Origin of the sequence: Bradyrhizobium sp. CCBAU 45394 (genome assembly GCF_028128655.1) — a bacterium.
Taxonomy (GTDB): domain Bacteria; phylum Pseudomonadota; class Alphaproteobacteria; order Rhizobiales; family Xanthobacteraceae; genus Bradyrhizobium; species Bradyrhizobium diazoefficiens.
In genome coordinates, this window is sequence record NZ_LBIX01000170.1 from 36,728 (window position 1) to 58,893 (window position 22,166).

At 64.5% G+C, this 22,166-nt stretch carries 21 protein-coding genes; 15 read left to right on the forward strand and 6 right to left on the reverse strand.

Going from position 1 to position 22,166, the window contains the following annotated elements; translation table 11 throughout:
* Window positions 1–22: 22 nt before the first annotated feature.
* Window positions 23–1,000, reverse strand: a complete 978-nt coding sequence (locus WN73_RS27110; RefSeq protein ID WP_038965963.1) for a tripartite tricarboxylate transporter substrate binding protein — start codon at window positions 998–1,000, stop codon at window positions 23–25.
* Between the two features lie 188 nt (window positions 1,001–1,188).
* Between WN73_RS27110 and WN73_RS27115 the strand changes: the two genes are divergently transcribed.
* The 15 genes from WN73_RS27115 (at window position 1,189) to fabI (ending at window position 18,631) form a co-directional block, all read left to right on the forward strand.
* Window positions 1,189–1,959 carry an enoyl-CoA hydratase/isomerase family protein gene (locus WN73_RS27115; protein ID WP_110116041.1) on the forward strand — a complete coding sequence of 257 codons (771 nt, stop codon included), beginning with the start codon at window positions 1,189–1,191 and terminating at the stop codon, window positions 1,957–1,959.
* A gap of 1 nt (window position 1,960) precedes the next feature.
* Window positions 1,961–4,084 (forward strand): acetate--CoA ligase family protein, encoded by a 2,124-nt coding sequence (locus WN73_RS27120; protein ID WP_271555391.1) that lies wholly within the window; start codon window positions 1,961–1,963, stop codon window positions 4,082–4,084.
* A 63-nt stretch (window positions 4,085–4,147) separates the two neighbouring features.
* Window positions 4,148–5,365 (forward strand): ABC transporter substrate-binding protein, encoded by a 1,218-nt coding sequence (locus tag WN73_RS27125; RefSeq protein WP_271555392.1) that lies wholly within the window; start codon window positions 4,148–4,150, stop codon window positions 5,363–5,365.
* Window positions 5,366–5,422: 57 nt separating this feature from the next.
* Window positions 5,423–6,634: an acyl-CoA dehydrogenase gene (locus WN73_RS27130; protein ID WP_011086232.1), complete on the forward strand. Its 1,212-nt coding sequence runs from the start codon at window positions 5,423–5,425 to the stop codon at window positions 6,632–6,634.
* A gap of 46 nt (window positions 6,635–6,680) precedes the next feature.
* Window positions 6,681–7,451, forward strand: coding sequence for an SDR family NAD(P)-dependent oxidoreductase (locus WN73_RS27135; protein WP_028171978.1), 771 nt, complete (start codon window positions 6,681–6,683; stop codon window positions 7,449–7,451).
* A 39-nt stretch (window positions 7,452–7,490) separates the two neighbouring features.
* Window positions 7,491–8,516 (forward strand): acyl-CoA dehydrogenase family protein, encoded by a 1,026-nt coding sequence (locus tag WN73_RS27140; RefSeq protein WP_271555393.1) that lies wholly within the window; start codon window positions 7,491–7,493, stop codon window positions 8,514–8,516.
* An 11-nt stretch (window positions 8,517–8,527) separates the two neighbouring features.
* On the forward strand, window positions 8,528–9,301 hold the full coding sequence (locus tag WN73_RS27145; RefSeq protein ID WP_271555394.1) for an SDR family NAD(P)-dependent oxidoreductase: 774 nt from the start codon (window positions 8,528–8,530) through the stop codon (window positions 9,299–9,301).
* A 13-nt stretch (window positions 9,302–9,314) separates the two neighbouring features.
* On the forward strand, window positions 9,315–10,130 hold the full coding sequence (locus tag WN73_RS27150; protein WP_271555395.1) for a carboxymuconolactone decarboxylase family protein: 816 nt from the start codon (window positions 9,315–9,317) through the stop codon (window positions 10,128–10,130).
* Window positions 10,127–10,594, forward strand: a complete 468-nt coding sequence (locus tag WN73_RS27155; RefSeq protein WP_271555396.1) for a tripartite tricarboxylate transporter TctB family protein — start codon at window positions 10,127–10,129, stop codon at window positions 10,592–10,594. Before WN73_RS27150 ends, WN73_RS27155 begins: the two co-directional genes overlap by 4 nt.
* A 12-nt stretch (window positions 10,595–10,606) precedes the next feature.
* Window positions 10,607–12,106: a tripartite tricarboxylate transporter permease gene (locus WN73_RS27160; protein ID WP_271555397.1), complete on the forward strand. Its 1,500-nt coding sequence runs from the start codon at window positions 10,607–10,609 to the stop codon at window positions 12,104–12,106.
* Window positions 12,107–12,258: 152 nt separating this feature from the next.
* Window positions 12,259–13,350 (forward strand): AI-2E family transporter, encoded by a 1,092-nt coding sequence (locus WN73_RS27165; protein WP_028171974.1) that lies wholly within the window; start codon window positions 12,259–12,261, stop codon window positions 13,348–13,350.
* A 64-nt stretch (window positions 13,351–13,414) separates the two neighbouring features.
* On the forward strand, window positions 13,415–15,634 hold the full coding sequence (locus WN73_RS27170) for a DUF3141 domain-containing protein (protein ID WP_271555398.1): 2,220 nt from the start codon (window positions 13,415–13,417) through the stop codon (window positions 15,632–15,634).
* A gap of 29 nt (window positions 15,635–15,663) precedes the next feature.
* The gene (locus WN73_RS27175; protein WP_011086241.1) at window positions 15,664–16,626 is read left to right on the forward strand and encodes a phosphate acetyltransferase; all 963 of its coding nucleotides are present in this window, start codon (window positions 15,664–15,666) and stop codon (window positions 16,624–16,626) included.
* Between the two features lie 5 nt (window positions 16,627–16,631).
* A complete protein-coding gene (locus WN73_RS27180; protein WP_011086242.1) occupies window positions 16,632–17,846 on the forward strand; it encodes an acetate/propionate family kinase in 1,215 nt (404 codons plus the stop codon).
* On the forward strand, window positions 17,843–18,631 hold the full coding sequence (gene fabI, locus WN73_RS27185; RefSeq protein WP_011086243.1) for an enoyl-ACP reductase FabI: 789 nt from the start codon (window positions 17,843–17,845) through the stop codon (window positions 18,629–18,631). The genes WN73_RS27180 and fabI overlap by 4 nt, the downstream gene beginning before the upstream one ends.
* A gap of 29 nt (window positions 18,632–18,660) precedes the next feature.
* On the opposite strand, the gene WN73_RS27190 is transcribed toward fabI, so the two are convergent.
* The 5 genes from WN73_RS27190 to WN73_RS27210 form a co-directional block, all read right to left on the reverse strand.
* Window positions 18,661–19,119, reverse strand: coding sequence for a MaoC family dehydratase (locus tag WN73_RS27190; protein WP_271555399.1), 459 nt, complete (start codon window positions 19,117–19,119; stop codon window positions 18,661–18,663).
* 13 nt (window positions 19,120–19,132) lie between these two features.
* A complete protein-coding gene (locus WN73_RS27195; RefSeq protein ID WP_028171969.1) occupies window positions 19,133–19,783 on the reverse strand; it encodes a 3-oxoacid CoA-transferase subunit B in 651 nt (216 codons plus the stop codon).
* Window positions 19,784–19,786: 3 nt separating this feature from the next.
* Window positions 19,787–20,440, reverse strand: coding sequence for a CoA transferase subunit A (locus WN73_RS27200; protein WP_011086246.1), 654 nt, complete (start codon window positions 20,438–20,440; stop codon window positions 19,787–19,789).
* Window positions 20,441–20,552: 112 nt separating this feature from the next.
* Window positions 20,553–21,143, reverse strand: a complete 591-nt coding sequence (locus WN73_RS27205) for a hypothetical protein (RefSeq protein ID WP_271555400.1) — start codon at window positions 21,141–21,143, stop codon at window positions 20,553–20,555.
* A complete protein-coding gene (locus tag WN73_RS27210) occupies window positions 21,140–22,066 on the reverse strand; it encodes an alpha/beta fold hydrolase (RefSeq protein ID WP_271555401.1) in 927 nt (308 codons plus the stop codon). The genes WN73_RS27205 and WN73_RS27210 overlap by 4 nt, the downstream gene beginning before the upstream one ends.
* Window positions 22,067–22,166: the final 100 nt, after the last annotated feature.

A 22,166-nucleotide genomic window follows, 5' to 3' on the forward strand; every position in this document is an offset into this window, starting at 1 on the left:
CGGTGGCACCGCGTGCAACGCCTCATTCCAGGGCGATGTTCTGCGCCTTGATCACCGGTCCCCAGAGCGCGGCGTCCTTGGTCAATTGGGCGTCGAGCCGCTCCGGTGCGCCGGTATCGACCATCAGGCCATCGGTTTCGAGCTGCTTTGCGATCTCGGGCTTCTGCATCGCGGCGTTGGCTGCCGCGTTCAGCCGCGCGATGACATCGCGCGGCGTGCCCGCCGGGGCGTGGAGCGCGGTCCAGAACGATGCGGTGAGGTCGGGATAGCCGGATTCGGCGAGCGTCGGTATCTCGGGCAAGCTCGTCATGCGCTTGTCCGAGGAGACCGCGAGGATGCGAAGCTGGCCGCCGCGCGCATGCTCGATCACGGCGGCGGGCGTTGCGAAGTTGAGATCGCATTCTCCTGACAGTGTCTCCATGATGGAGGCCGGATTGTTGCGATAGGCAACCTCGGTGACGGCAAATCCCATCGACTTGCCCATCATGATCCCGAACAAATGCGTGACGCTGCCCGGACCGAGCGTGGCGTAGAACAGCGGCTTGTCGCGCCCCTTGGCGTAGGTGACGAAGCTCTTCACGTCGGCGGCCGGCGTCCGTGCGTTCACGGTCAGCGACAGCGGCCCGTTGCAGAGCATGGCGACCGAGGCGAAGTCCTCGAGCTTGTAGGGCAAGTTCTTGCGGAGCAGCACGTTCAGCGAAATCGGCCCGGTGCCGCCGGCCAGCAGGACCGATCCGTCCTTCGGCGCGCGCGCGACATATTGCGATCCGACGATACCGTTGGCGCCCGGCTTGTTGTCGACGAGAACGGGCTGGTCCAAGGTTTCCGCCATGGCCTTCGCGATCGAGCGCATCAGGCTGTCGATGGAGCCGCCGGGCGCATAGGGCACGATGATGAAGATCTGCGACGCGCGGGCCCTCACGATTGCAGGCGCGCCAAGCGGGGCGACGAGGGCGCCGGCGATGAGAGTTGTCGCCTGGCGTCGGCTGATCCTGGGCATGGGAGTCCTCCTCACGGTCGTTCTTGCTTGTCGCGAAATCTAATAACTGACCGATCGGTCGGTCAATAGGACATCGATAGGATATTGCAAGTCGCCGCGCTTGATGTTATCAGCGCAAAACGCTGACCGATCGGTCAGGAATAGCAAGCAAGACAAACACAAGACAAGCAGAAGCCCAGGAGGAAGCCATGTCAGGAGATATCGTCACCCTCGAAGTGTCCGATCACATCGCGCTGGTGACGCTGAACCGTCCTCCCGTGAACGCGCTCGATCGTGCCATGCGCGATCGCATCGTGAGCGTGTTCGACGAGATTTCCGAGCGTAGCGATGTCAGGGTCGCGATCCTGACCGGAGCCGGAAAGGTGTTCTGCAGCGGCGCGGATCTGAAGGACCGTCCGGACCCGACCAAGATCGGCGCGTTTCACAGCCACAACCGGATCACACGCGAGACCGGCAATTGCATTCGCGAATGCTCCAAGCCGGTCATCGCGGCGATCAACGGCGTTGCGCTCGGCGCCGGTGTCGGCCTGATGGCCTCCTGCGACATCTTCTACGCCTGCGAAGAGGCCGTCTTCGGCATGCCCGAGATCAACGTCGGGCTCGCCGGCGGTGCCGCCATGCTGAACACGTTGTTCGGCCGCTCCCTGATGCGCCGCATGTTCTTCACCGGCTATCGCGTGCCGGCCACCGAGCTCTATCGCCTCGGCATCATCGAGGCTTGCACGACCAAGGAGAACCTGATCCCCGAGGTGATGAAGCTCGCCCGCGAGATCGCCTCGAAGAGCCCGATCGCGATGGAATATGCCAAGAATGCGGCGAACATGGTCGAGCTCATGCCGCCGCGCGATGCCTACCGCTTCGAGCAGAACATCACGATGGCTCTCTCCAAGACCGAGGACGCCAAGGAAGCGCGGATGGCGTTCCTGGAGAAGCGCACGCCGGTGTTCAAGGGGCGCTGAGATGCGGCCGGGAGAAGGTCTCGACGCGCTGATGTCGCCGCGCTCGATCGCGATCATCGGCGCCTCGCAGGAGGCGACCAAGATCGGCGGTCGGCCGGTCGACCTGTTGCGCCGCCACGGCTATGCAGGCCGCATCTATCCGGTCAACCCGAAGGCTGTGACGGTGCAGGGACTGAAGGCCTATGCTTCCGTCGCCGAAGTGCCGGAGGCGCCGGATCTCGCCATCATCGCGGTCGATGCGGAGCGCGCCGGCGAGGCCGTGGAACAATGCGCGGCCCGCGGCGTCCGCAGTGTCGTCGTGTTCTCGTCGGGCTTTGCCGAGCTCGGCGAGCAGGGCCGCGCGATGCAGGACCGGCTGCGCCTGGCCGCGCGCAACAGCGGCATGCGCTTGCTGGGGCCGAACTGTCTTGGCGCGGTCAGCGTCGCCGAGAAGAGCATCGCGACGTTCTCGATCGTGCTCGAGCACAGCATGCCGGCGGCCGGCTCGCTCGGCATCGTGTCGCAGAGCGGCAATCTCGGCAGCTACACCATGCGGCTCGCCAGCGAGCGCGGCGTCGGCGTCAGCCGCTTCATCACCACAGGTAACGAGTGCGACGTCGATATCGCCGACGGTATCGCCTGGATGGCGCGCGATCCCGCCACCAAGGTGATCCTGTGCTGCCTCGAGGCGTGCCGCGATGCCGGCCGCCTGATCTCCGCACTTGAAGAGGCGCGCGATGCCGGCAAGCCCGTCATCGCCATGAAGATCGGCACGTCCGCGGCAGGCCAGGCCGCCGCGGCCTCGCACACCGGGGCGATGGCAGGATCGGACGCGGTGTTCGACGCGTTGTTTGCCCGTTGCGGTGCGGTGCGCGTCCGCAGCATCGACGAACTCATCGATCTCGGTCATGCGGCATCGATCCTGCTGCCGGACCGGCTGCCGAAGGGCCCAGGCATCGCGATCCTCACGGCGTCGGGCGGCTTCGGCGTGTTGCTCGCGGATGCCGCGCAGTCGGTCGGGTTGACGCTGCCGGAACTCGGCCAGGAGACGCAGCGCCAGATTCTTGAGCTGGTGCCCTTTGCATCGGCCCGCAACCCGGTCGACGCCACGGCGCAGATGTCGAGCCGCCCAGATCTTCTGGAGAAGATCATGACCGCCGTCGTGGCGGACGATCGGGCCGATACGGTGATCCTGCCGCTGCCGTTCTCGCTGCATCTGCCGCGCTTGCGCTCCATCTACATGGACACGCTGCGCAACATCCGCGCGCAGTTCCCCCAGCGTCCGATCGTCCTTTGCGTCGACGGCCCGGAGGACGCGCTGACCGAGCTGCACGCGCTGGGCTTTCCGACGGTGGAAAGCTTCGATGGCTGCTGCGCAACTATCGCTGCCTTGGTGCGGCTGCAGGGGGTGTCGAAACGGCCGCAGGACGTGCCAGCTGCGATCGAGCAGGCGGGGCCGCTGGCAGCCGATGCATTCCGCCACGAGCTCGGCGCCAAGCGCGCACTTGCCGAGGCCGGTGTGCCGGTGCTGGCCGAGCGTCTGGTACAGGATGCGGATGCAGCGGCGCGCGCTGCCACCGAGATCGGTTATCCCGTGGTGCTAAAGATCGCCTCGCCCGACCTGCCGCACAAGACGGAGGTCGGCGGCGTGGTCGTCGGCGTTGGCTCGGAAGCCGAAGTCCGGCGCGCCTATGCCCAGATGCTCGACCGCGTCGCCACCAAGGCGCCCAACGCGACAATCGACGGCGTGATCGTGGCGCCGATGGCCAAGGGCGTCGCCGAGCTGATCCTGGGCAGCCACATCGATCCGGTGTTCGGGCCGGTGGTGATGGTCGGCCTCGGCGGCATCTTCGCGGAGATCCTCCAGGATTCTGCCGTGCAGATGGCGCCGGTCAGCGAGACGCAGGCCATGGCGATGCTGAAATCTCTCAGGGCGTTCGCGGTGCTCGACGGCGCGCGTGGGCGGCCGCGCGCCGACCTCGACGCCGCGGCTCGGGCCGTTGCCGCGTTGTCGCGCTTTGCCGCCGCGCATACCGACACGATCGCGGAGATCGACGTCAACCCGTTGCTCTTACGCGCCAAAGGCGAGGGAGCCGTGGCCCTCGATGCGTTGCTGATCCCGCGCGGTGCGCCGCCAACCCACTGAATCCCAACAAATAGAGCCGGCAGAAGCCGGCCCAGAGGAAACGCGTAAAAGCAGGAGGAAACGGTGAAGAGATCGACAATCACGGCGCTCGGCATGATTGCCTTGCTGCTGACCCATGCGCCCGTGTCCGCACAGGGCATATCGGGCGATGTGGTCAAGATTGGTATCATGAATGACCAGAACGGTCCCTATGCCGACAATTGCGGCCTCGGTTCGGTCGCGGCCGCCAAACTCGCGGTCGGCGATTTCGGTGGAGCGGTCAACGGCAAGAAGATCGAGCTCGTGATCGCCGACGACCAGAACAAGCCAGATGTCGGCGTCGCCATTGCGCTGCGGTGGGTCGACAATGAAGGTGTCGATGCCATCGTCGGCTGCTCGGCGTCGTCGATCGCGCTGGCGGTGCAAGACATCATGAAGAACCGCAAGAAGCCGTACATGCTGGCCGGCACGGCGGGATCGTTCTTCACCAACGACAAATGCTCGCCCATGACCACGCAGTGGGTGGTCGATACCTATGCCCAGCCGAAGGCCACGGTGAAGGCCCTGCTCGCGCAGGGCATCGACTCCTGGTTCTTCCTGACGGTCGATTATGCCTTCGGCAAGGCCTGGCAGGCGGACGCGACGAAGTTCATCCAAGCGGGTGGCGGCAAGGTGGTGGGCTCGGTGCTGCATCCGCTCAACTCGTCGGATCTCTCCTCATTTCTGCTGACGGCACAGGCCAGCGCCGCCAAGGCAATTGCGCTCGCCAATTCGGGCGCGGATTTCGCCAATGCGATCAAGCAGGCCCAGGAGTTCGGGCTGACCAGGACGCAACTCCTCGTTCCCCTCGGCCTCATGATCAGCCAGACGCATGGCATCGGCCTCAAGGACCTCCAGAACGTGCGGCTGACGACGCCGTTCTACTGGGACATGACGCCGGAGAGCCGAGCGTTTGCCAAACGTTATGCCGAGGCGACGAACGGTCAGCTTCTCAACGAGGGCAAGGCGGCCACCTACAGCGCCATCACGCATTATCTGAAGGCGGTGGCCGCCGCCGGCTCCGACGACGGCGATGCCGTGATGCGGCAGATGAAGAACACGCCGATCAACGATTTCGAGATGAACAACGTCAGCATCAGGGCTGACGGCCAGGTGATGCGTCCGCTCTATGTCGCGCGGATCAAGGCTCCGTCGGAGTCCAAATACACCTACGATTATTACGAGATCACCGGCACGATCGCGCCGGAGGATGCGTGGCGGCCGGCCTCGGAGAGCGCCTGCGATCTGCTCAAGTCGCAGTGAAGAACGGACAGGCGGCCCAGACATGACGGCACGTATGGCGAAGGCGGGAAGCAGGCGATGAGTGTAGTTGAAGCGGTGTCGACGTATCCGGTCGCGAGCGAGAGCCTGGCGGGCGCGGCCTATCGCGATGCGGTGCATCGCTGGCTGCATGCCAATCTGCCCGCCAGCTTCCGCGGCGACAGTGCCGCATTCGCGCCGCCCACGCTCCAGCAGTCCGTGACGTGGGAGGCGGCGATGTACCGCGCCGGCCTGACCGGCATTACGTGGCCCCAGGCCTATGGCGGGCACGGCCGCTCCTTGCGCGAGCATTTGATCGCCAATCAGGAGATCGGCGCGCTGGCGATGCCGGAGAGCGTCAACTCGATCGGCAAGGAACTCGCCGGTCCGATCATCCTGGCCGTCGGCAGCGAGGAGCAGAAACGGCGGTTCCTGCCCGCCATCCTCGAGATGCGCAACATCTGGTGTCAGGGATTTTCCGAGCCCGAAGCGGGGTCCGACCTTGCCGGGCTTCGCACTCGCGCCACGCGAAATGGCAACGACTGGCAGATCACCGGCCAGAAGATCTGGACCAGCGGCGCGTACCGGGCGCAACGCTGTCTCGTGCTCGCCCGCACCGGTCCGCTGGAGGATCGTCATCGCGGCCTTGCCATGTTCGCGGTGCCGCTCGATGCCGACGGCGTGCGCGTGCGCACCATCAAATCGATCGACGGACGCGAGAGCTTCTGCGAGGTCTTCTTCGACGACGTCGAAGTGGCCCAGGCCGATGCGATCGGCGCGCCGGACGAGGGCTGGGCCGCAGCCATCCGCGTGCTGGAGATCGAGCGGGCGACCAACCGCATGTACCGCGCCTGGCGCTTCGAGAACGAACTGCGCCACCTGATTTCGGCTTGCAAGACGGACCCGGCGCTGTCGGCAATGGTCGCGGACCGGCATTACGCCGTCAGGCTCGGCGAGGTCGCCGTCGAGATCGAGGTGCTGAAGGCGCATGTCGAGACGGCCGTCGAGGCGCTCGTCAACGGCGACAAGATCGGAGCGCGCGGCAGCCTTGCGAAGCTCTATTGGAGCGAATCGCATCAGCGCTTTGCGGCGCTTGCGATTGAACTGCTCTCGCAGGCATCGCTGCCGCAGAACCCGGCGATCACGGTGGCGCGGCGCCGGTTCGAAGCCATCTACCTTCAGGCGCGCGCCGAGACGATTTATGCCGGCACGACCGAGATCCAGCTCGGCATCATCGCCGATCGCATCCTCCAGCTGTCGCGAGGCAAGTGATGGTCTTCCCGCGCATTGCCTCGTCACGAACAACAGGGAGCCGGTGATGTCCGACGGACGGGGGCAGGCGGGCTTGTTGAAGGATCGTCTCGTCGTGGTGACGGGAGCGGGCCAAGGGATCGGGCGCGCCATCGCGTTGGGCGCGGCCGCTGCCGGGGCAAGGGTCGTCGTGACCGATCTGGGGCAGGACCGGGCAGACTCCGTTGCACGCGAGATCCGGGACGGAGGCAAGGAGGCAATCGGCTGTTCGCTCGACGTGACTGATGCTTTGGCCTGCGGCGAGGTGGCCAGGCGGGTCGATGAGGAGCTTGGCCTCGCCGACGTCGTCGTCAACAACGCCGGGATCATCATCCGCGAGCCGATCGACAGCCCGCGCGCTCACGAGAATTGGCGGCAGGTGTTCGATGTCAACGTCAACGGCACCTTCAACGTGGTTCATGCGTTCATTCCCGCGCTACGCAAATCGCGGGGAACCATCATCAACGTTGCCTCGGTCGCGGCCTTCGGTAGCATGGGTGGTACGGTTGGCTATTCATCGTCCAAGGGGGCGGTGAGGCTGTTCACGCAGGCGCTTGCCCGCGATCTCGCGCCCGATGGCATCCGGGTCAACGCCGTCGCGCCCGGCATCATCGCGACCGAAATGAGCGAGAGCACCCGTGGGAATCCGGCGCGGCTGTCCGGCCTGATGGCGCGCACGCCGTTGAAGCGCGTGGGACAGCCCGAAGAGATCGCAGCGCCGGTGATCTTTCTCGCCTCGGCGATGGCGTCCTATGTCAACGGCGTCATCCTGCCCGTCGACGGCGGGTATCTCGCCTAGTGAGCAATTGTAGTCGCGCAGTTTTCGAAGAGGACAGTGATGATCATGGCCGAAGGACTTCAGCCCGACGAGTTCGCCGCAACCGCGGCACGCGCCGTGACCGCATGTGCAGGCCTGGCTGTTCGCGAACAGGCGCAAAATCTCGCCGGTGACGGTCTGCTCGGCGTCATCGCGGATGAGGAGGTCGGGGGGCTGGCCCTGCCGCTCGGCTTTGCGGTGCCGGTGATCGCGGCCGCTCATGCGGGATTGCTCGGATTTCCGCTCCTGGAGACCATCCTCGTCGGTCGCCTGCTGCAGTCGTCGCTGACGCGTCTTGCCGCCGCGATCGTTTCCGGCGAGACATTGGCGACGGTCGCCTGGCAGGGTGAGGCCTTCGCCGAACGGGAAGGCGGGTTGCAGGTGCTGAGCGGCATGGTCGCGCGCGCGGCCTGCGCGGCGAAGGTCGACTACATCCTGGTACGGATGAACGCGGGCACCGCTGCATTGATCCCGACTGATGCCGAAGGCGTTCTGGTGGAGGAAGCGGCCGGCCTCGATCTGACCGTGCCGGAGCATGTGGTGCGGCTCCAGAAAGTTGAAGTCCCGATCGGCTCCGTCCTGCCAGCTGGCACATGGGATTTGCTCAACTCGGACGCCAACGTGCTCCGCGCCGCCGCTATCCTGGGATCGGCCGAAGCATGCCTGGCGCTCGCGCAGGAACATGCGTCGACGCGCCGCCAGTTCGGCCACGCCCTGTCCTACAATCAGGCCATCCGCCATGCCTTGGCGCGCCAGAAGCTCGGGCTCGAAAGCATCCGTCATGCGATCACGCGCAGCCTGTCCGAGGGCGGCGGTCCGGTCCAGCGCGATGCGGCGTTCCTGGCTGCAGCGACCTATGGCAGCTCGATCAGCGAGGGCGCGCTACAGATTCACGGCGGCATGGGCTTCACATGGGATGTGCCGGTGCATCGCCATCTGCGCCGCATCCGTACGCTTCAGGCCCAGGGCGATGCCAGCGGTCTGATCAGCACGTTCGGCCGCCGTTACGTATCGGAAATTGCACCGTTCGCCGAGGCGGAAGCATGAAGGAGACGACCATGACCGAGACCAGGGATCAGACGCTCGCGGGGCGCGTCGCACTTGTCACCGGCGCCGGAAACGGCATCGGCCGTGCGACTGCGCTTCGGCTCGCCGGACGCGGTGCGATCGTCGGTGTCAACGACCTGAAGCCGGAATTCGTCGATGGCACGGTGGACGCGATCAAGGCGGCCGGCGGCAAGGCCGTAGCCGTCACGCAGGACGTGTCGAGCCGCGACGGCATGCGGCAGGCGGCGCTTGGATTGGCGGAGCAGCAGGGGCGTTTCGACATCCTCGTCAACAACGCGGCCTGGGTCCGCTATCAGTCGGTCGCGGACATCGCGCCGGAGACTGTCGAACGCATGCTCAACATCGGTTTCAAGGCGGTGATGTGGGGTATCCAGGCCGCCGCCGAGGTCATGGATGCGGAACGCGGCGGCGCGATCGTCAACGTCGCTTCGGTGGCCGGCCTGATCTCGGCGAAGAACAGCATCGTCTACAGCGGCATCAAGGCGGGCGTCATGGGCATCACGCGCGCTGCCGCAGCCGAGCTCGGTGCGCGCAACATCCGCGTCAACGCCGTGGCGCCCTCGGCGATTCCGACCGAAGGAACGATGCGCAATCGTAACGCCGAACTCGATGCACGCCGCGTCGCGAGAACGCCGCTGGGGCGGCTCGGCACGGTCGACGATATCGCCAAGGCCATCTGCTTCCTCGCCGGTGACGAGAGCGGCTTCATCTCGGCGCAGGTGCTCACCGTCGACGGCGGCATCACCCTGACGAACATTGCCTGACGGGACCATTACGATGTCCGATCTGACGCCGGAACAGCAGGTTCTGAAAGATGCCTACGTCAAGGCGCGGGGCTATTGGCGGCCCTGGACGGAGGGGCTGCTGCGGCTCGATCCGGCGTTTCTTGACGCATACGGAAAATATGCGGGTTATGCCGCAGAGAAGGGACCGCTGTCGCCCAAGATGCGCGAGCTGATCTACGTCGCGCTCGACGGATCGGCGACGCACCTGTTCCGATCCGGCCTCGCGCTGCATCTTCGCCTTGCACTTCAGGAGGGGGCGTCGGCGCGGGAGATCATCGACGTGTTTCGCCTCGCGACGGTTCAGGGGCTCGATGGCTGCAATCTCGGCATCGGCATCCTAGCCGAGGAATTGGCGAGCGCGGGGCTTCAGGTCGGTTATCCCGAACTGACGCATGAGCAGACGGCGCTGCGGGATGCCTATGTGGCGCAATTCGGGGATTGGCCCGATTTCTGCGAGCAATGGCTGCGGGGCGATCCCGGCTATTTCGCCGTCTTGCTGGATCTCCTCGCGGGCGGGCAGGCCGGGGATGGTCTCGACCAGCGCTCGCAATGTCTGATCTCGCTCGCATTGAACGCATGCTTCACGGCACTCAATCCGCATGGACTGCGGGTGCAGATCAGGCGGGCTTTGCGGCTCGGCATCGGCCAGCGGGAGATCCTTCAGGTTCTCCAGATGACTGCACATCTTGGCGTCCATGCCTGCGCGATCGGCGTACCGGTTCTGATGGAAGCCCTCGACGAGCGTTCCTCGAAGGCCGGTGCCGGCGAGGAGAGCAAGGGACCGGGTGAGGGAGGAGGACGGAAGTGAAGGGATTGGCGATCCGCAATCACAGGGCGTTCGCGTCCGGCGCTCTGTTCCTCGCATTTGCAGTCCTCTTCTTCGTGGCGGCGCTGAACTATCCCGCGGGGACAGCCGCGCGAATGGGGCCGGGCTATTTCCCGCGCCTGCTCGCAATCGTGCTCGCGGCCATCGGTCTGGTCGTGATCCTCAGTGCAATGAAGCCGACCGCGGACGGGCAGGCGCTGCGCAACTGGGATATCAAGGGGCTCGCCTGGATCACCGGATCCGTGATCCTGTTCGGCGCCTTGCTGTTTCCGCTCGGTCTGGTCGGCGCCCTGTTCGTCCTGATCATGGTGTCGAGCCGGGCCAGCCCTGAGTTCACCTGGATGGGCGCGCTGACGAACGCTGCGGTGCTCATCGCGCTGTGTCTGGCCGTATTCGTCTACGGTCTCGGGCTGCAACTGCCCGTCTGGCCGTCTCTCCTCAACTGAACGAGCCGATCGATGGATCTCTTCCACAATCTGGCGATTGGCTTTGCGACGGCAGCCCAGCCCGCCAACCTGCTCTATGCCTTCCTCGGCTGCCTGCTCGGCACCTTGATCGGCGTGCTTCCCGGCCTCGGCCCGCTCGCGACCATCGCTATGCTGCTGCCGATCACCTATGCGCTGCAACCGGACGCCGCGCTGATCATGCTCGCCGGGATCTATTACGGCGCGCAGTATGGCGGCTCGACCACGGCGATCGTGGTCAATCTGCCTGGGGAGTCTTCGTCGGTCGTGACCACGATTGACGGCTACCAGATGGCGAAGCAGGGGCGCGCCGGCGTGGCGCTCGCGACCGCTGCCATCGGCTCGTTCTTCGCCGGATGCGTGGCAACGCTCGCCTTGGCGGCCCTTGCGGGCCCGCTGACCGCGACCGCCTTGCTGTTCGGCCCGAAGGAATTCTTCGCGCTCATGATCCTGGGGCTGATCCTCGCCTCGGTGCTGTCGAGCGGGCCGTTCATCGAGGGCATCGGCATGGTCGTGCTCGGCATGCTCCTGAGCCTCGTCGGCACCGACCTGAACAGCGGCAGCCAGCGTTTTGCCTTCGGCGTTCCCCAGCTCTTCGACGGTCTCGATTTCGTGCCGCTGGCGATGGGCATCTTCGGCTTCGCCGAGATCGTCAAGAATCTCGAGCAGGACGACAAGCTGTCGCTGGTCACCCAGAAGATCACCAATCTGTTTCCGACGCGCGACGACTTCCGTCGGATGGTGCCGGCGATGCTGCGCGGCACGGCGCTGGGGACGCTGCTGGGAGTCCTGCCCGGCGGCGGCGCCGTGCTCTCGTCCTTCGCGTCCTATACGCTGGAGAAGAAGCTGTCGCGACATCCCGAGCAGTTCGGCAAGGGCGCCATCGAGGGCGTTGCAGGCCCGGAGTCCGCGAACAACGCCGGCGCCCAGACCTCGTTCATTCCGCTGCTGACGCTCGGGGTTCCCTCCAATGTCGTGATGGCCCTGATGGTGGGCGCCATGAACATTCACAACATCCACCCGGGTCCGGAGGTGATGACGAAGAATCCGACCCTGTTCTGGGGCCTGATCGTCTCGATGTGGGTCGGCAATCTGATGCTGCTGATCCTCAATCTTCCGCTCGTCGGGCTGTGGGTGAAGCTGCTCACCATTCCCTACCGCTATCTGTTTCCCGCGATCATGGTGTTCTGCTCGATCGGCGTCTATTCCATCAACAGCTTAACGTTCGAGGTCTACGAGGCGGCCGTGTTCTGTGTGTTCGGCTACGTTCTGATCAAGCTGCAACTTCCGGCGGCGCCGCTGCTGTTGGGCCTGGTTCTGGGTCCGGCCATCGAGGAGAATTTCCGCCGCGCCATGGTGCTCTCGCGCGGCGACGCCACCGTGCTGCTGACTTCGCCGCTCTCGGCGAGCCTGCTGGCCGCGGCCGCCATCGCGATCCTCCTGATCATGTTGCCGACGATCCGGGCGCGGCGAGAGGAAGCGCTCCAGGATTGATACACCGCGATTCCCATGCAGGCAGGTTCGCCCTGATCATGCCCGACGTCAGCCGATCAGATCGCCGTATCCGCTCGGGTACTTGATCCAGATCAAGATCGCAACGCTAAAGCGCCGACTACGCTGCCTTTGGACTAGATCTGGACACGGCCTTGAAGACACTTCGCCAGCTTCTCACCGGAGAGGACGTGATCCAGCTCGTGATCAGGCTCGGATTGCTCGCTCTGTTGATCTTCTGGACTTTGTATCTGATCCGCCCGTTCGTTACGATTCTGGTCTGGGCCCTCGTGCTCGCAGTTGCGTTCAATCCGATCTTCCTCGTGCTCGCCAAAATCCTGGGAGGCAGGGCGAAACTCGCGGCGGGGCTTCTCACCGCGATTAATCTCGCCATTGTCATCGGGCCGGCGGCTTGGCTAGGTCTCGGTGCGGTGGACGGGATCAGGGACTTCGCCGGTGAGCTGGCCGCGGGCGATCTGGTCATCCCTTCACCGCCCGCAGCGATCAAGACCTGGCCGCTGATCGGAACGCCGCTCTACGAGTTCTGGGATCAAGCCTCGACCAATCTCCGTTCGGTCGTGCAACGGATTGCGCCGTATCTGAAGCCGTTCGCGGGTACGCTCCTTGGCATCGCGGGCGATGCCGGTGTGGGCACCATCAAGTTCCTGCTGTCGGTCGTCGTCGCCGGCTGCCTGTTTCCCTATGGACCGCAGCTCGTGGCGGCGGGCAGGAGCTTCCTGTCGCGGATCGTGCCCGAGCAGAGCGAGCACTTCCTGGATCTCGCGGGCGCGACCATCCGTGCGGTAGCCCAAGGTGTGATCGGCATCGCCGTCGTTCAGGCGCTGCTAGCCGGTATCGGCTTCAAGTTGGCGGGCATTCCGATCGCCGGCTTGCTTGCGCTCCTGGTGCTGTTGCTCTCCATCGTGCAGATCGGCGGAGCCATCATCATGCTCCCCGTGATGATCTGGATCTGGACCGACAAGGATGTCACTGTCGCAGTGCTGCTGACATTGTTCCTCGGAATCGTCAGCATTCTCGACAACATACTGAAACCGTTGGTGATGGGACGCGGCCTGACGACGCCGGCGCTCGTCATCCTGATCGGCGTGATCGGCGGAACGCTGGGCCACGGAATAGTCGGCCTTTTCATCGGACCTATTGTCCTGTCGGTGGCTTGGGAGCTCACCGTGGCCTGGATCAGGACCGATCGCGCCAGCGCGGCGTCGCAGGCGACCATCGACCGTTGACCTAAATCAATGTCGGACGCCTCGGAGCGCCTTGGATGGCGTCGCGCGACGACGAGGTCGGAACATGTCAATGGAAAATCCCAACCTGCCGGGCGGCCCCTTGTCCGGACTTGTCGCTTCGGCCGTGGAATATATGGTCGACGCGAGCCAGCGGAGTGTGCTGTTCCTGGACATCATGCGCCAGCGCGGCGATCAATACCGGGAGCACGTTGCACAGACGGCGCCGCATGTCCTGCAATACGCTGCGGAACTGATTATGGACGGCCGCAAGCTGGACGAGCCGGTCAACTACGCGCTGGTCCGTATCATCCCGCCCAAGGACGTGGAGATTGATCTCAAGCGACGGCCGTTTGTCGTGATCGATCCGCGCGCGGGCCATGGCCCGGGCATCGGTGGCTTCAAGGCCGATAGCGAGATCGGCGTCGCGATGAAGGCCGGGCATCCCTGTTACTTCATCGGCTTCCTGCCGGAGCCGATGCCCGGTCAGACCATCGAACGCATCGCGCGCGCCGAAGCCATTTTCATCGAAAAGGTCATCAGCCGTCATCCGGACGCGGACGGAAAGCCTTGCGTGATCGGCAATTGTCAGGCCGGCTGGGCCGTCATGATCCTGGCGTCACTGCGGCCGGAACTGTTCGGGCCGCTGATCGTCGCGGGGGCGCCGCTTGCCTATTGGGCGGGCGTGCACGGCAAGTATCCGATGCGTTATTCCGGCGGCCTTTTGGGTGGAAGCTGGCTCACCGCGCTGACCAGCGATCTCGGCGCCGGGAAGTTCGACGGTGCCTGGCTGGTGCAGAACTTCGAGAACCAGAATCCATCGAACACCCTGTGGACCAAGCAGTACAACGTCTATTCCAAGGTCGATACCGAGGCGAACCGCTATCTCGAGTTCGAGCGATGGTGGGGCGGGCATGTCAACCTGAATGCCGAGGAAATCCAGTTCATCGTCGACGAGCTCTTCATCGGCAATAATCTCGCCGCCGGCAAGATCGAGATGTCCGACGGCCGCAGGGTGGATTTGCGCAATATTCAGTCGCCGATCGTGGTGTTCTGCTCGGAGGGCGACAACGTCACGCCGCCGCAACAGGCGCTGGACTGGATTCTGGATTGCTATGCGGACGTCGATGAGATCAGGGCCTATGGGCAGACGATCGTCTATACCGTCCACAAGAGCATTGGGCATCTCGGTATCTTCGTATCCGGCGGCGTCGCCAAGAAAGAGCACGCTGAGTTCTCGAGTAACATCGACCTGATCGACGTGCTGCCGCCGGGGCTCTATGAGGCGACATTCGAGGCCAAGGGCGAGGAGACAACGAGTTCCGATCTCGTGGTCGGCCAGTGGGTGATGCGCTGCGAGGCGCGGACGCTCGACGACATCCGCGCCATGGGTGGCAATTCGCCCGAGGACGAACGGCGCTTCGCTGCCGCCAAACGCGTCTCGGAGCTTAACCTTGCCGCCTACCAGAAGTTCGTGCAGCCCTGGATCAAGACGCTGGTCACGCCGCAGATGGCAGAGACGATGCGCAACCTGCATCCCCTGCGGCTGCAGTACGAGGCGCTCAGCAGCCAAAATCCGTGGATGACGGCGGTGAAGTCGGCCGCGGAGGACATCGAGGACAATCGCAAGCCGGTCGCCCAAGACAATCCGTTCCTTGCGTTTCAGGAGCAGATGTCCAAGCAGATCGTTCACGCACTCGACAGCTGGCGTGACGCACAGGAGGCATTGAGCGAAGCGATCTTTCTCAACCTCTATGGCTCGCCGGCGGTGCAGACTGCGCTCGGGATCGATCCGAAGTCCGAGCCGTCGCGCCGGCGCGAAATGTCAGCCGAGCATCGCGCCATGCTGGAGAAGCGGGTCGCGCAGCTGAAATCCGGGATCGGCGAGGGCGGCCTGCGCGAGGCGGCCATTCGCAGTCTGCTCTACATCGGGTCGGCGCGGGGAATGGTCGACGAGCGTAGCATTGAGGCGCTGCGCCGGATCCGTCGCGACTACAGTGGACAGCGAATGACGCTTCCGGAGTTCAAGATGCTGGTCCGCGAGCAGTTCTTCATGCTGCTGATCGATCGGGAAGGTGCCTTGGCAGCCATTCAGAAGCTGTTGCCCGAGGATGTCAACCAGCGGCGTGCGGCCTTCGCGGCGGTACGCGAGGTGCTCTCCGCAAGCGGCGAGATCGCGGGGGAACGCGCAAGTCGCCTGCGGCGCGTCGCCACGTTGTTCGGCGTCGATACAGGTGAAGGGGAATCGAACGTCGCCCCTTTCGATCCAAAGGCGAAGGCATCGTAGGTCTGTCTGGAGGGATTGGGAGCGACATCATGTCAACCGAAGGAAGGCAAACGCAGTCTCCCAGCAAGTATGACCGGTTGATTGCGGCAGCAAAGGCGGTGCCGCCGGTTCCGACTGTCGTGGTGCATCCTTGCGATGAAACCTCGCTGCGCGGCGCCGTTGAGAGTGCTGAGGCCGGCATCATCCGGCCGATTCTGGTCGGGCCCGCGAGCAAGATCGGCGATCTCGCGCGCAGGTGTGGCCTCGACATCTCCGGCTTCGAGATCGTCAACGCCGCACATAGCGAAGAGGCAGCCGCCAAAGGTGTCGAGCTGATCCACGCAGCCAAGGGCGAAATGCTCATGAAGGGCAGTCTTCACACCGACGAGTTGATGCGCGCGGTGACCGCAAAAGTCGGCGGCCTGCGCACCGAACGCCGTATCAGCCATGTGTTCGTGATGGACGTGCCCGCCTATGCCGAAACCCTGCTTGTGACGGATGCCGCGATCAACATCTTTCCCGATCTCGACGCCAAGCGCGACATCATCCAGAACGCCATCGATCTCTACAACGAGGCCGGATTCGGCAAGACGCCGCGGGTGGCAATCCTTTCGGCGGTGGAGACCGTGACGTCCAAGATTCCCTCGACGATCGAGGCGGCCGCGCTCTGCAAGATGGCTGATCGCGGGCAGATCACCGGCGGCGTGCTCGACGGCCCGCTCGCGTTCGACAATGCCATTGATCCCGAAGCCGCGCGCATCAAGGGCATCAAGTCCGAGGTCGCCGGCCGGGCTCAGATCCTCGTCGTTCCCGACCTCGAATCGGGCAATATGCTGGCGAAAAATCTGGCCTACTTTGCCAAGGCCGACGGCGCCGGCATCGTGCTCGGCGCCCGGGTGCCCGTCGTGCTGACGTCACGGGCGGACTCGCCGCGGGCGCGCATGGCATCCTGCGCGGTGGCGTCGCTCTATGCCAATGCCCGGCGTCAACACGCCCCGACAGTTGCTGCGTGACCATCATGGATACGATCCTCGTCGTCAACGCGGGCTCCTCGAGCGTCAAGTTCCAGGTCTTTTCGGTCGAGGGAGAGGGCAGGCTGCGGCGGCAGCTCAAGGGCCAGATGGACGGCATCGGCAGCCGCCCACGGTTGAGGGCGAGCGGCGCGAATGGCGATCCGCTCGCCGACCGCGCCTACCCGATCGAGACGGTCCCCGATGTTCCGGCCGCGATGGGCGTCGCCGGGGAATGGTTGCGGGACGAGCTTCGTATTCACCCCATCGCCGTCGGACATCGTGTCGTGCATGGCGGTCCCGAGTATGACCGGCCGGTGCTGATCGACCACGGCGTCGTCGCCCGCCTGGAACGGTTCGTCAGCCTCGCACCGCTGCATCAACCGCACAACCTGTCGCCGATCCGCTCGATCCTCGCGGGCTTCCCGACCTTGCCGCAGGTCGCCTGCTTCGACACCGCCTTTCACCGCACGCATAGTGCAGTTGCAGATCACTATGCGATCCCGCATCAGCTTCACGCCGAGGGCGTGCGGCGCTACGGTTTTCACGGGCTGTCCTACGAATACATCGCGAAGACCCTGCCGCAGACCGCGCCCGGCGTTGCGAAGGGCAGGGTGATCGTCGCCCATCTCGGTAGCGGCGCCTCGATGTGCGCGCTGAAGGGAGGACAGAGCGTCGAAAGTACCATGGGCTTCACGGCGCTGGACGGGCTTCCGATGGGAACGCGCCCCGGCCAGATCGATCCCGGGGTCGTGCTCTATCTGATCTCGGAAAGGGGAATGTCGGCATCGAACGTGCAGAACTTCCTCTATCGCGACTGTGGACTGAAGGGACTGTCCGGCGTCAGCAACGATATGCGGGAGCTCGAGGCCAGCCAGGATGCCAAGGCGAAACTGGCGATCGACTATTTCGTATATCGGATCGGCCTCAACGCCGGCATGCTTGCGGCTGCGTTGCAGGGCCTGGATGCCTTCGTCTTCACCGCCGGCATCGGCGAGAATTCCGCGAGCATACGCGCCCGAGTGGGCGAGCAGCTCGGTTGGTTCGGTGTCAAGCTGGATCCGACCGAGAATTCCCGCAACGCGCGGCTGATATCGCGTCCCGACAGTCTCATTCCCGTCTATGTCGTGCCGACCGACGAGGAACTGATGATCGCACAGCACACGCTGGCGCTGCTGGTCAACACGCCATCGACCAACCCCAGACAAGAGAGGGTGTCATGATTCCCGTGTTCCCGGATACCAAGGTTGCCCTGAAGGGGAAAAAAGGCCTCATCGTCGGTGTCGCCAACGACCAGTCCATCGCCTGGGGATGCGCCAGGGCGTTTCGTGGGCTCGGGGCTGAACTCGCCGTCACCTATCTGAACGACCGCGCCAAAAAGCACGTCGAACCGCTCGCGCAGGCGCTGGAGGCACCGATCTTCATGCCGCTCGACGTCATGGTGGAGGGGCAGACCGAGGCCGTGTTCGAGCGGATCGGGAAGGAATGGGGCCAGCTCGATTTCCTGCTGCACTCGATCGCTTTCTCGCCGAAGGAGGCGCTGCACGGCCGCGTGGTGGATGTCGGCCGCGACGGATTCCTGAAGACGATGGACGTCTCCTGCTGGTCGTTCCTGCGCATGGCGCATCTCGCCGAGCCGCTGATGAAGAACGGCGGCACGATGTTCACCATGACGTACTATGGCAGCCAGATGGTCGTGGAGAACTACAACATCATGGGCGTGGCCAAGGCGGCGCTTGAAGCAGCCGTTCGCTATGCCGCCGCCGAATTGGGGCCGAAGGGCATCCGCGTGCACGCGATCTCGCCGGGACCGCTCGCCACCCGCGCGGCGTCGGGCATCCCGGAGTTCGACGAGCTGATGGACAAGGCTCAATCGAAGGCGCCGGCGCGCAGCCTCGTCAGCATCGACGATGTCGGCAATGCCACGGCGTTTCTGGCACTCGACGGCGCCAAGCTGATCACCGGTGGCGTGCTCTATATCGACGGTGGATATCACATCATTGACTGAACGAAAACGACGGGTGCCTCGTGCGCCGCTCAGCGATAGTGCAGTGCGATCAGCTCGGCGACGCAGGCCGGCTTCTTGCCGCCTTCGATCTCGATCACGAGATGGTAGTTCACGCGCAGGCCGTCGGGTGGAACGTCCTCGGCCTCGGCGACGGTGACACGACCGCGCAGCTTCGAGCCCGCTGGCACCGGTGCCAGATATCTTATCCGGTCTGCGCCATAATTCAGGGTGTTGCGTAGGCCCTTGAGGCCCATCACCGATCGAATGAAGAGCGGTGCAAGTGCAAGCGACAACAGGCCGTGGGCGATGGTGGTGCCGCCGGGCGATTCCTTCCTGGCGCGCTCCTGATCGACATGGATCCACTGCTGGTCGCAGGTCGCCTCGGCAAACTGGTTGATGCGATCCTGCGTCACCTCGACCCAGTCGCTGACGCCGATCTCGGTGCCGACGGCAGATTTGATTTCGCTGAAGTCGGTGAATATCCGCATGTCGGTCACCTGCTCAGATCTTCATTTCCGGGATCTTGTCGTGTACGACAAGTTCGGCGTCCGTCACCGCCATGACCTCGCCGACACTGATGCCGGGCGCGGTCTCCAGCAGGGTGGCCCTGCCGTCGGGGAACGCGATCACCGCCATGTCGGTCACGACCAGGTGCACCGGTCGCGCCGATGTCAGGGGCAGAGAGCATTTGGCGACGATCTTGGACTTGCCCTTTGCCGCGTGCTGCATGGCGACGATGACCCGCCTGGCGCCGCTGACGAGATCCATGGCCCCGCCCATGCCCGGCACCATCTTGCCGGGGATCATCCAGTTGGCGAGATGGCCCTGCGCATCGACTTGCAGGCCGCCAAGGACGGTGACGTCGACATGGCCGCCGCGGATCAACCCGAACGACATCGCGCTGTCGAACGTGCTGGCACCTGGCAGCGCACTGATCGGGCGCCCGCCCGCGTCCGTCAGCAGGGGATGGCTCAACCCCTGCTCGGGGATTGGTCCGGTGCCGATCAAACCGTTTTCCGACTGAAAGAACACCTTGAGATCAGGCGAAACGTAGTTGGCGACCAGCGTTGGGATGCCGATCCCCAGATTCACGAGGTCGCCGGAATGAAGCTCCTGCGCGACGCGCCGGGCGATGATCTCCTGTGCGTCCATGTTTCACCCGTTCGGGTTCGTAATGAGGTAGTCGACGAGCGGCGCCGGTGTCAGCACGTGGTCGGGTGCGATGACGCCGACGGGCACGATGTGCTCCGCTGTCACGATCACGGTGTCGGCCGCCATCGCCATGACCGGATTGAAGTTGCGTGCCGTGAGCGCGTAGGAGAGGTTGCCGAGATAGTCGGCGAGGAAAGCGTGGACCAGAGCGAACTGCGCCCGCAGTGCGGTCTCGAGCAGGAACGGCCTGCCGTCGATCTCGATCTGGCGCTTGCCTTCGGCGACCAGGGTGCCCACACCTGTCGGTGTGAGCACGCCGCCGAGGCCGCACCCGCCTGCGCGAATGCGCTCGGCGAAGGTGCCTTGCGGGATGAGATCGACGGCGATCTGATTGGCCAGCATTTGCTGCTGCGCCTTCGGATTGAGGCCAATATGGGTCGCAATGAGGCGCGAGACGAGAGCCGCGTCGAACAGCTTGCCGACACCTTTTCCGGGCGTCGCCGCGTCGTTGCTGATGACCGAGAGACCGGTCTTGTGTTGTCGCACAACCTCGTCGAGCAGGCGCTCCGGCGTTCCGACGCCCATGAAGCCGCCGACCATGATGCTCGCACCGGACGGGATCATCGCAACGGCTTCTTCGACGGAAACGGCCCTCATGATGGGAACTCCAGTCAGCAAAGGCGATCAAGCGAAGGCGACGGTGAGACGATGTTGGCGCGCGGTCGGCGCGCTCCTTTGATCTGCGTCAAGGCTTCTCATCGTCCCCACGTCAGGTGGTGATGCCGATGCTCTCAAGGACTTCTGCCCATAGTCTTCGGACTTCCGCGTGGCGCCGCTCAAGCGCCGTGTTGACGGCGTCTCGAAACGGCACGAGGCTCTCGCCTTTCAGGAAGAGAATTTGCGCCTGCAACAGCCGGCCGCTCTCGAATTCGATGCGGCGCAATGCCGACACGAAGGGATCGTCGGCATTGGCGCCTAGCGGAAGCAGGGCCGCCGGGCGGATTCCTGCGTGAACGGCGTGGGCCAGCGTCGCAAGATCGATCGGTAGGGCCAAAGGTAGATTAGTTATCCCCTCGATCGGCTTGGGAAACCAGGCCGTTTCCCAGGAGGCCGCCATGTAGCCCAAGGCCATGTCGGGCACCCAGGAGGCCGTGCGCTGCAGGAGCGAGACTATCTCGGACTCCCGATAGAATTGCGCGTTCAACTCGGTCTGCCAGGCAGCCTCGATGCGCATGGGCAAGGCCAATGCGAACTGCCGCGCCAAGGCGCCGTGCGCCGAGATCAGGAACGCGGCTACGCGCGTCTGCTGGTGTGACGGTACGCGGCCTTCGGAATCGAGCGGTCCGAGAAATCTGCTCATGGCGGCGCTGCCCGAACCGGGATGGCCCGCAAATGATCATAGCCGGCGGGAAATGGCGTGAGCTCGCCGCCGGCTTCCTCCGGCGCAATCCAGACGGCCTTGTTGCCCTGCCAGCGTCCGGCCAGCACGTCGTCCGCAAAGCGCGCGAGCAGGTCGGCGGTGAGCGCGCCCTTCTCGAGCGTGAAGGCATGATAGGCCTTGGGAATGATCACGAGCGAACTATCCGGGATTTCGGCGCGCAGAGTCTCGTGCAAGGCCCGCGGCGTCAGGAAGTCGAACTCGCCGTTCAGGATCATTGTCGGCACGGCGATCGAGGACAGGCGCGGCGTCAATGGCTGGAAATCGAGGAACGATTCCATCAGGTTCTGAAGCGCGTACAGGTCGTTGACCATCCAGCCCTGCCGCTTGACGCTGTCGAGCTTGTCGAGCAGCGGCTTCAGCCAGTGATCGGACAGGTTCATCGGCAGCAGGAGATCCTGGAGATAGCCGGTGCCGCCGAGGATCAGCCCGGTTCGCAGCGCATTGCCGAGCAGAAGGAGCTGCGGCGACAGCTCCGCAAAGCAGCTCATCGGCGCAAGGCCGGAGAGACGTTCGCCGTGCTCGATGGCGTAGCGCAGCGCAATCAGCCCGCCGAAGCTGATGCCGCTGAGGAAAATGGGGCTGTCGCCGAGCTCGCCGATCAACAGGTGGAGCGCGGTTACCTGGTCGTCCTGGCTGATGAAAAGGGCCGGCTTGTCGGAGGCGCCCTGGCCGAGCAGATCGAAAGTCGCGACGCGGAAGCGGCGCGCCACCAAGGCCTCACGATAGGCATTCCAAAGCTCGGCATATTGCGTGAGCCCGTTGACCAGCACATAGACCGGCGCGCCAGCGGGTCCGTCGAGCTCGTAGCGGATCCGGTACGGACCGTGGGTGAGGAAGGGCATTTGCGCGAGCCGGCTGGTAATTCGGTGCGCAGATATCCTCCGCCGGAGTTTCGGAATTCCGTTGAGTTATATCAATGGATGCGTCGCCCCTGCTCCTAGC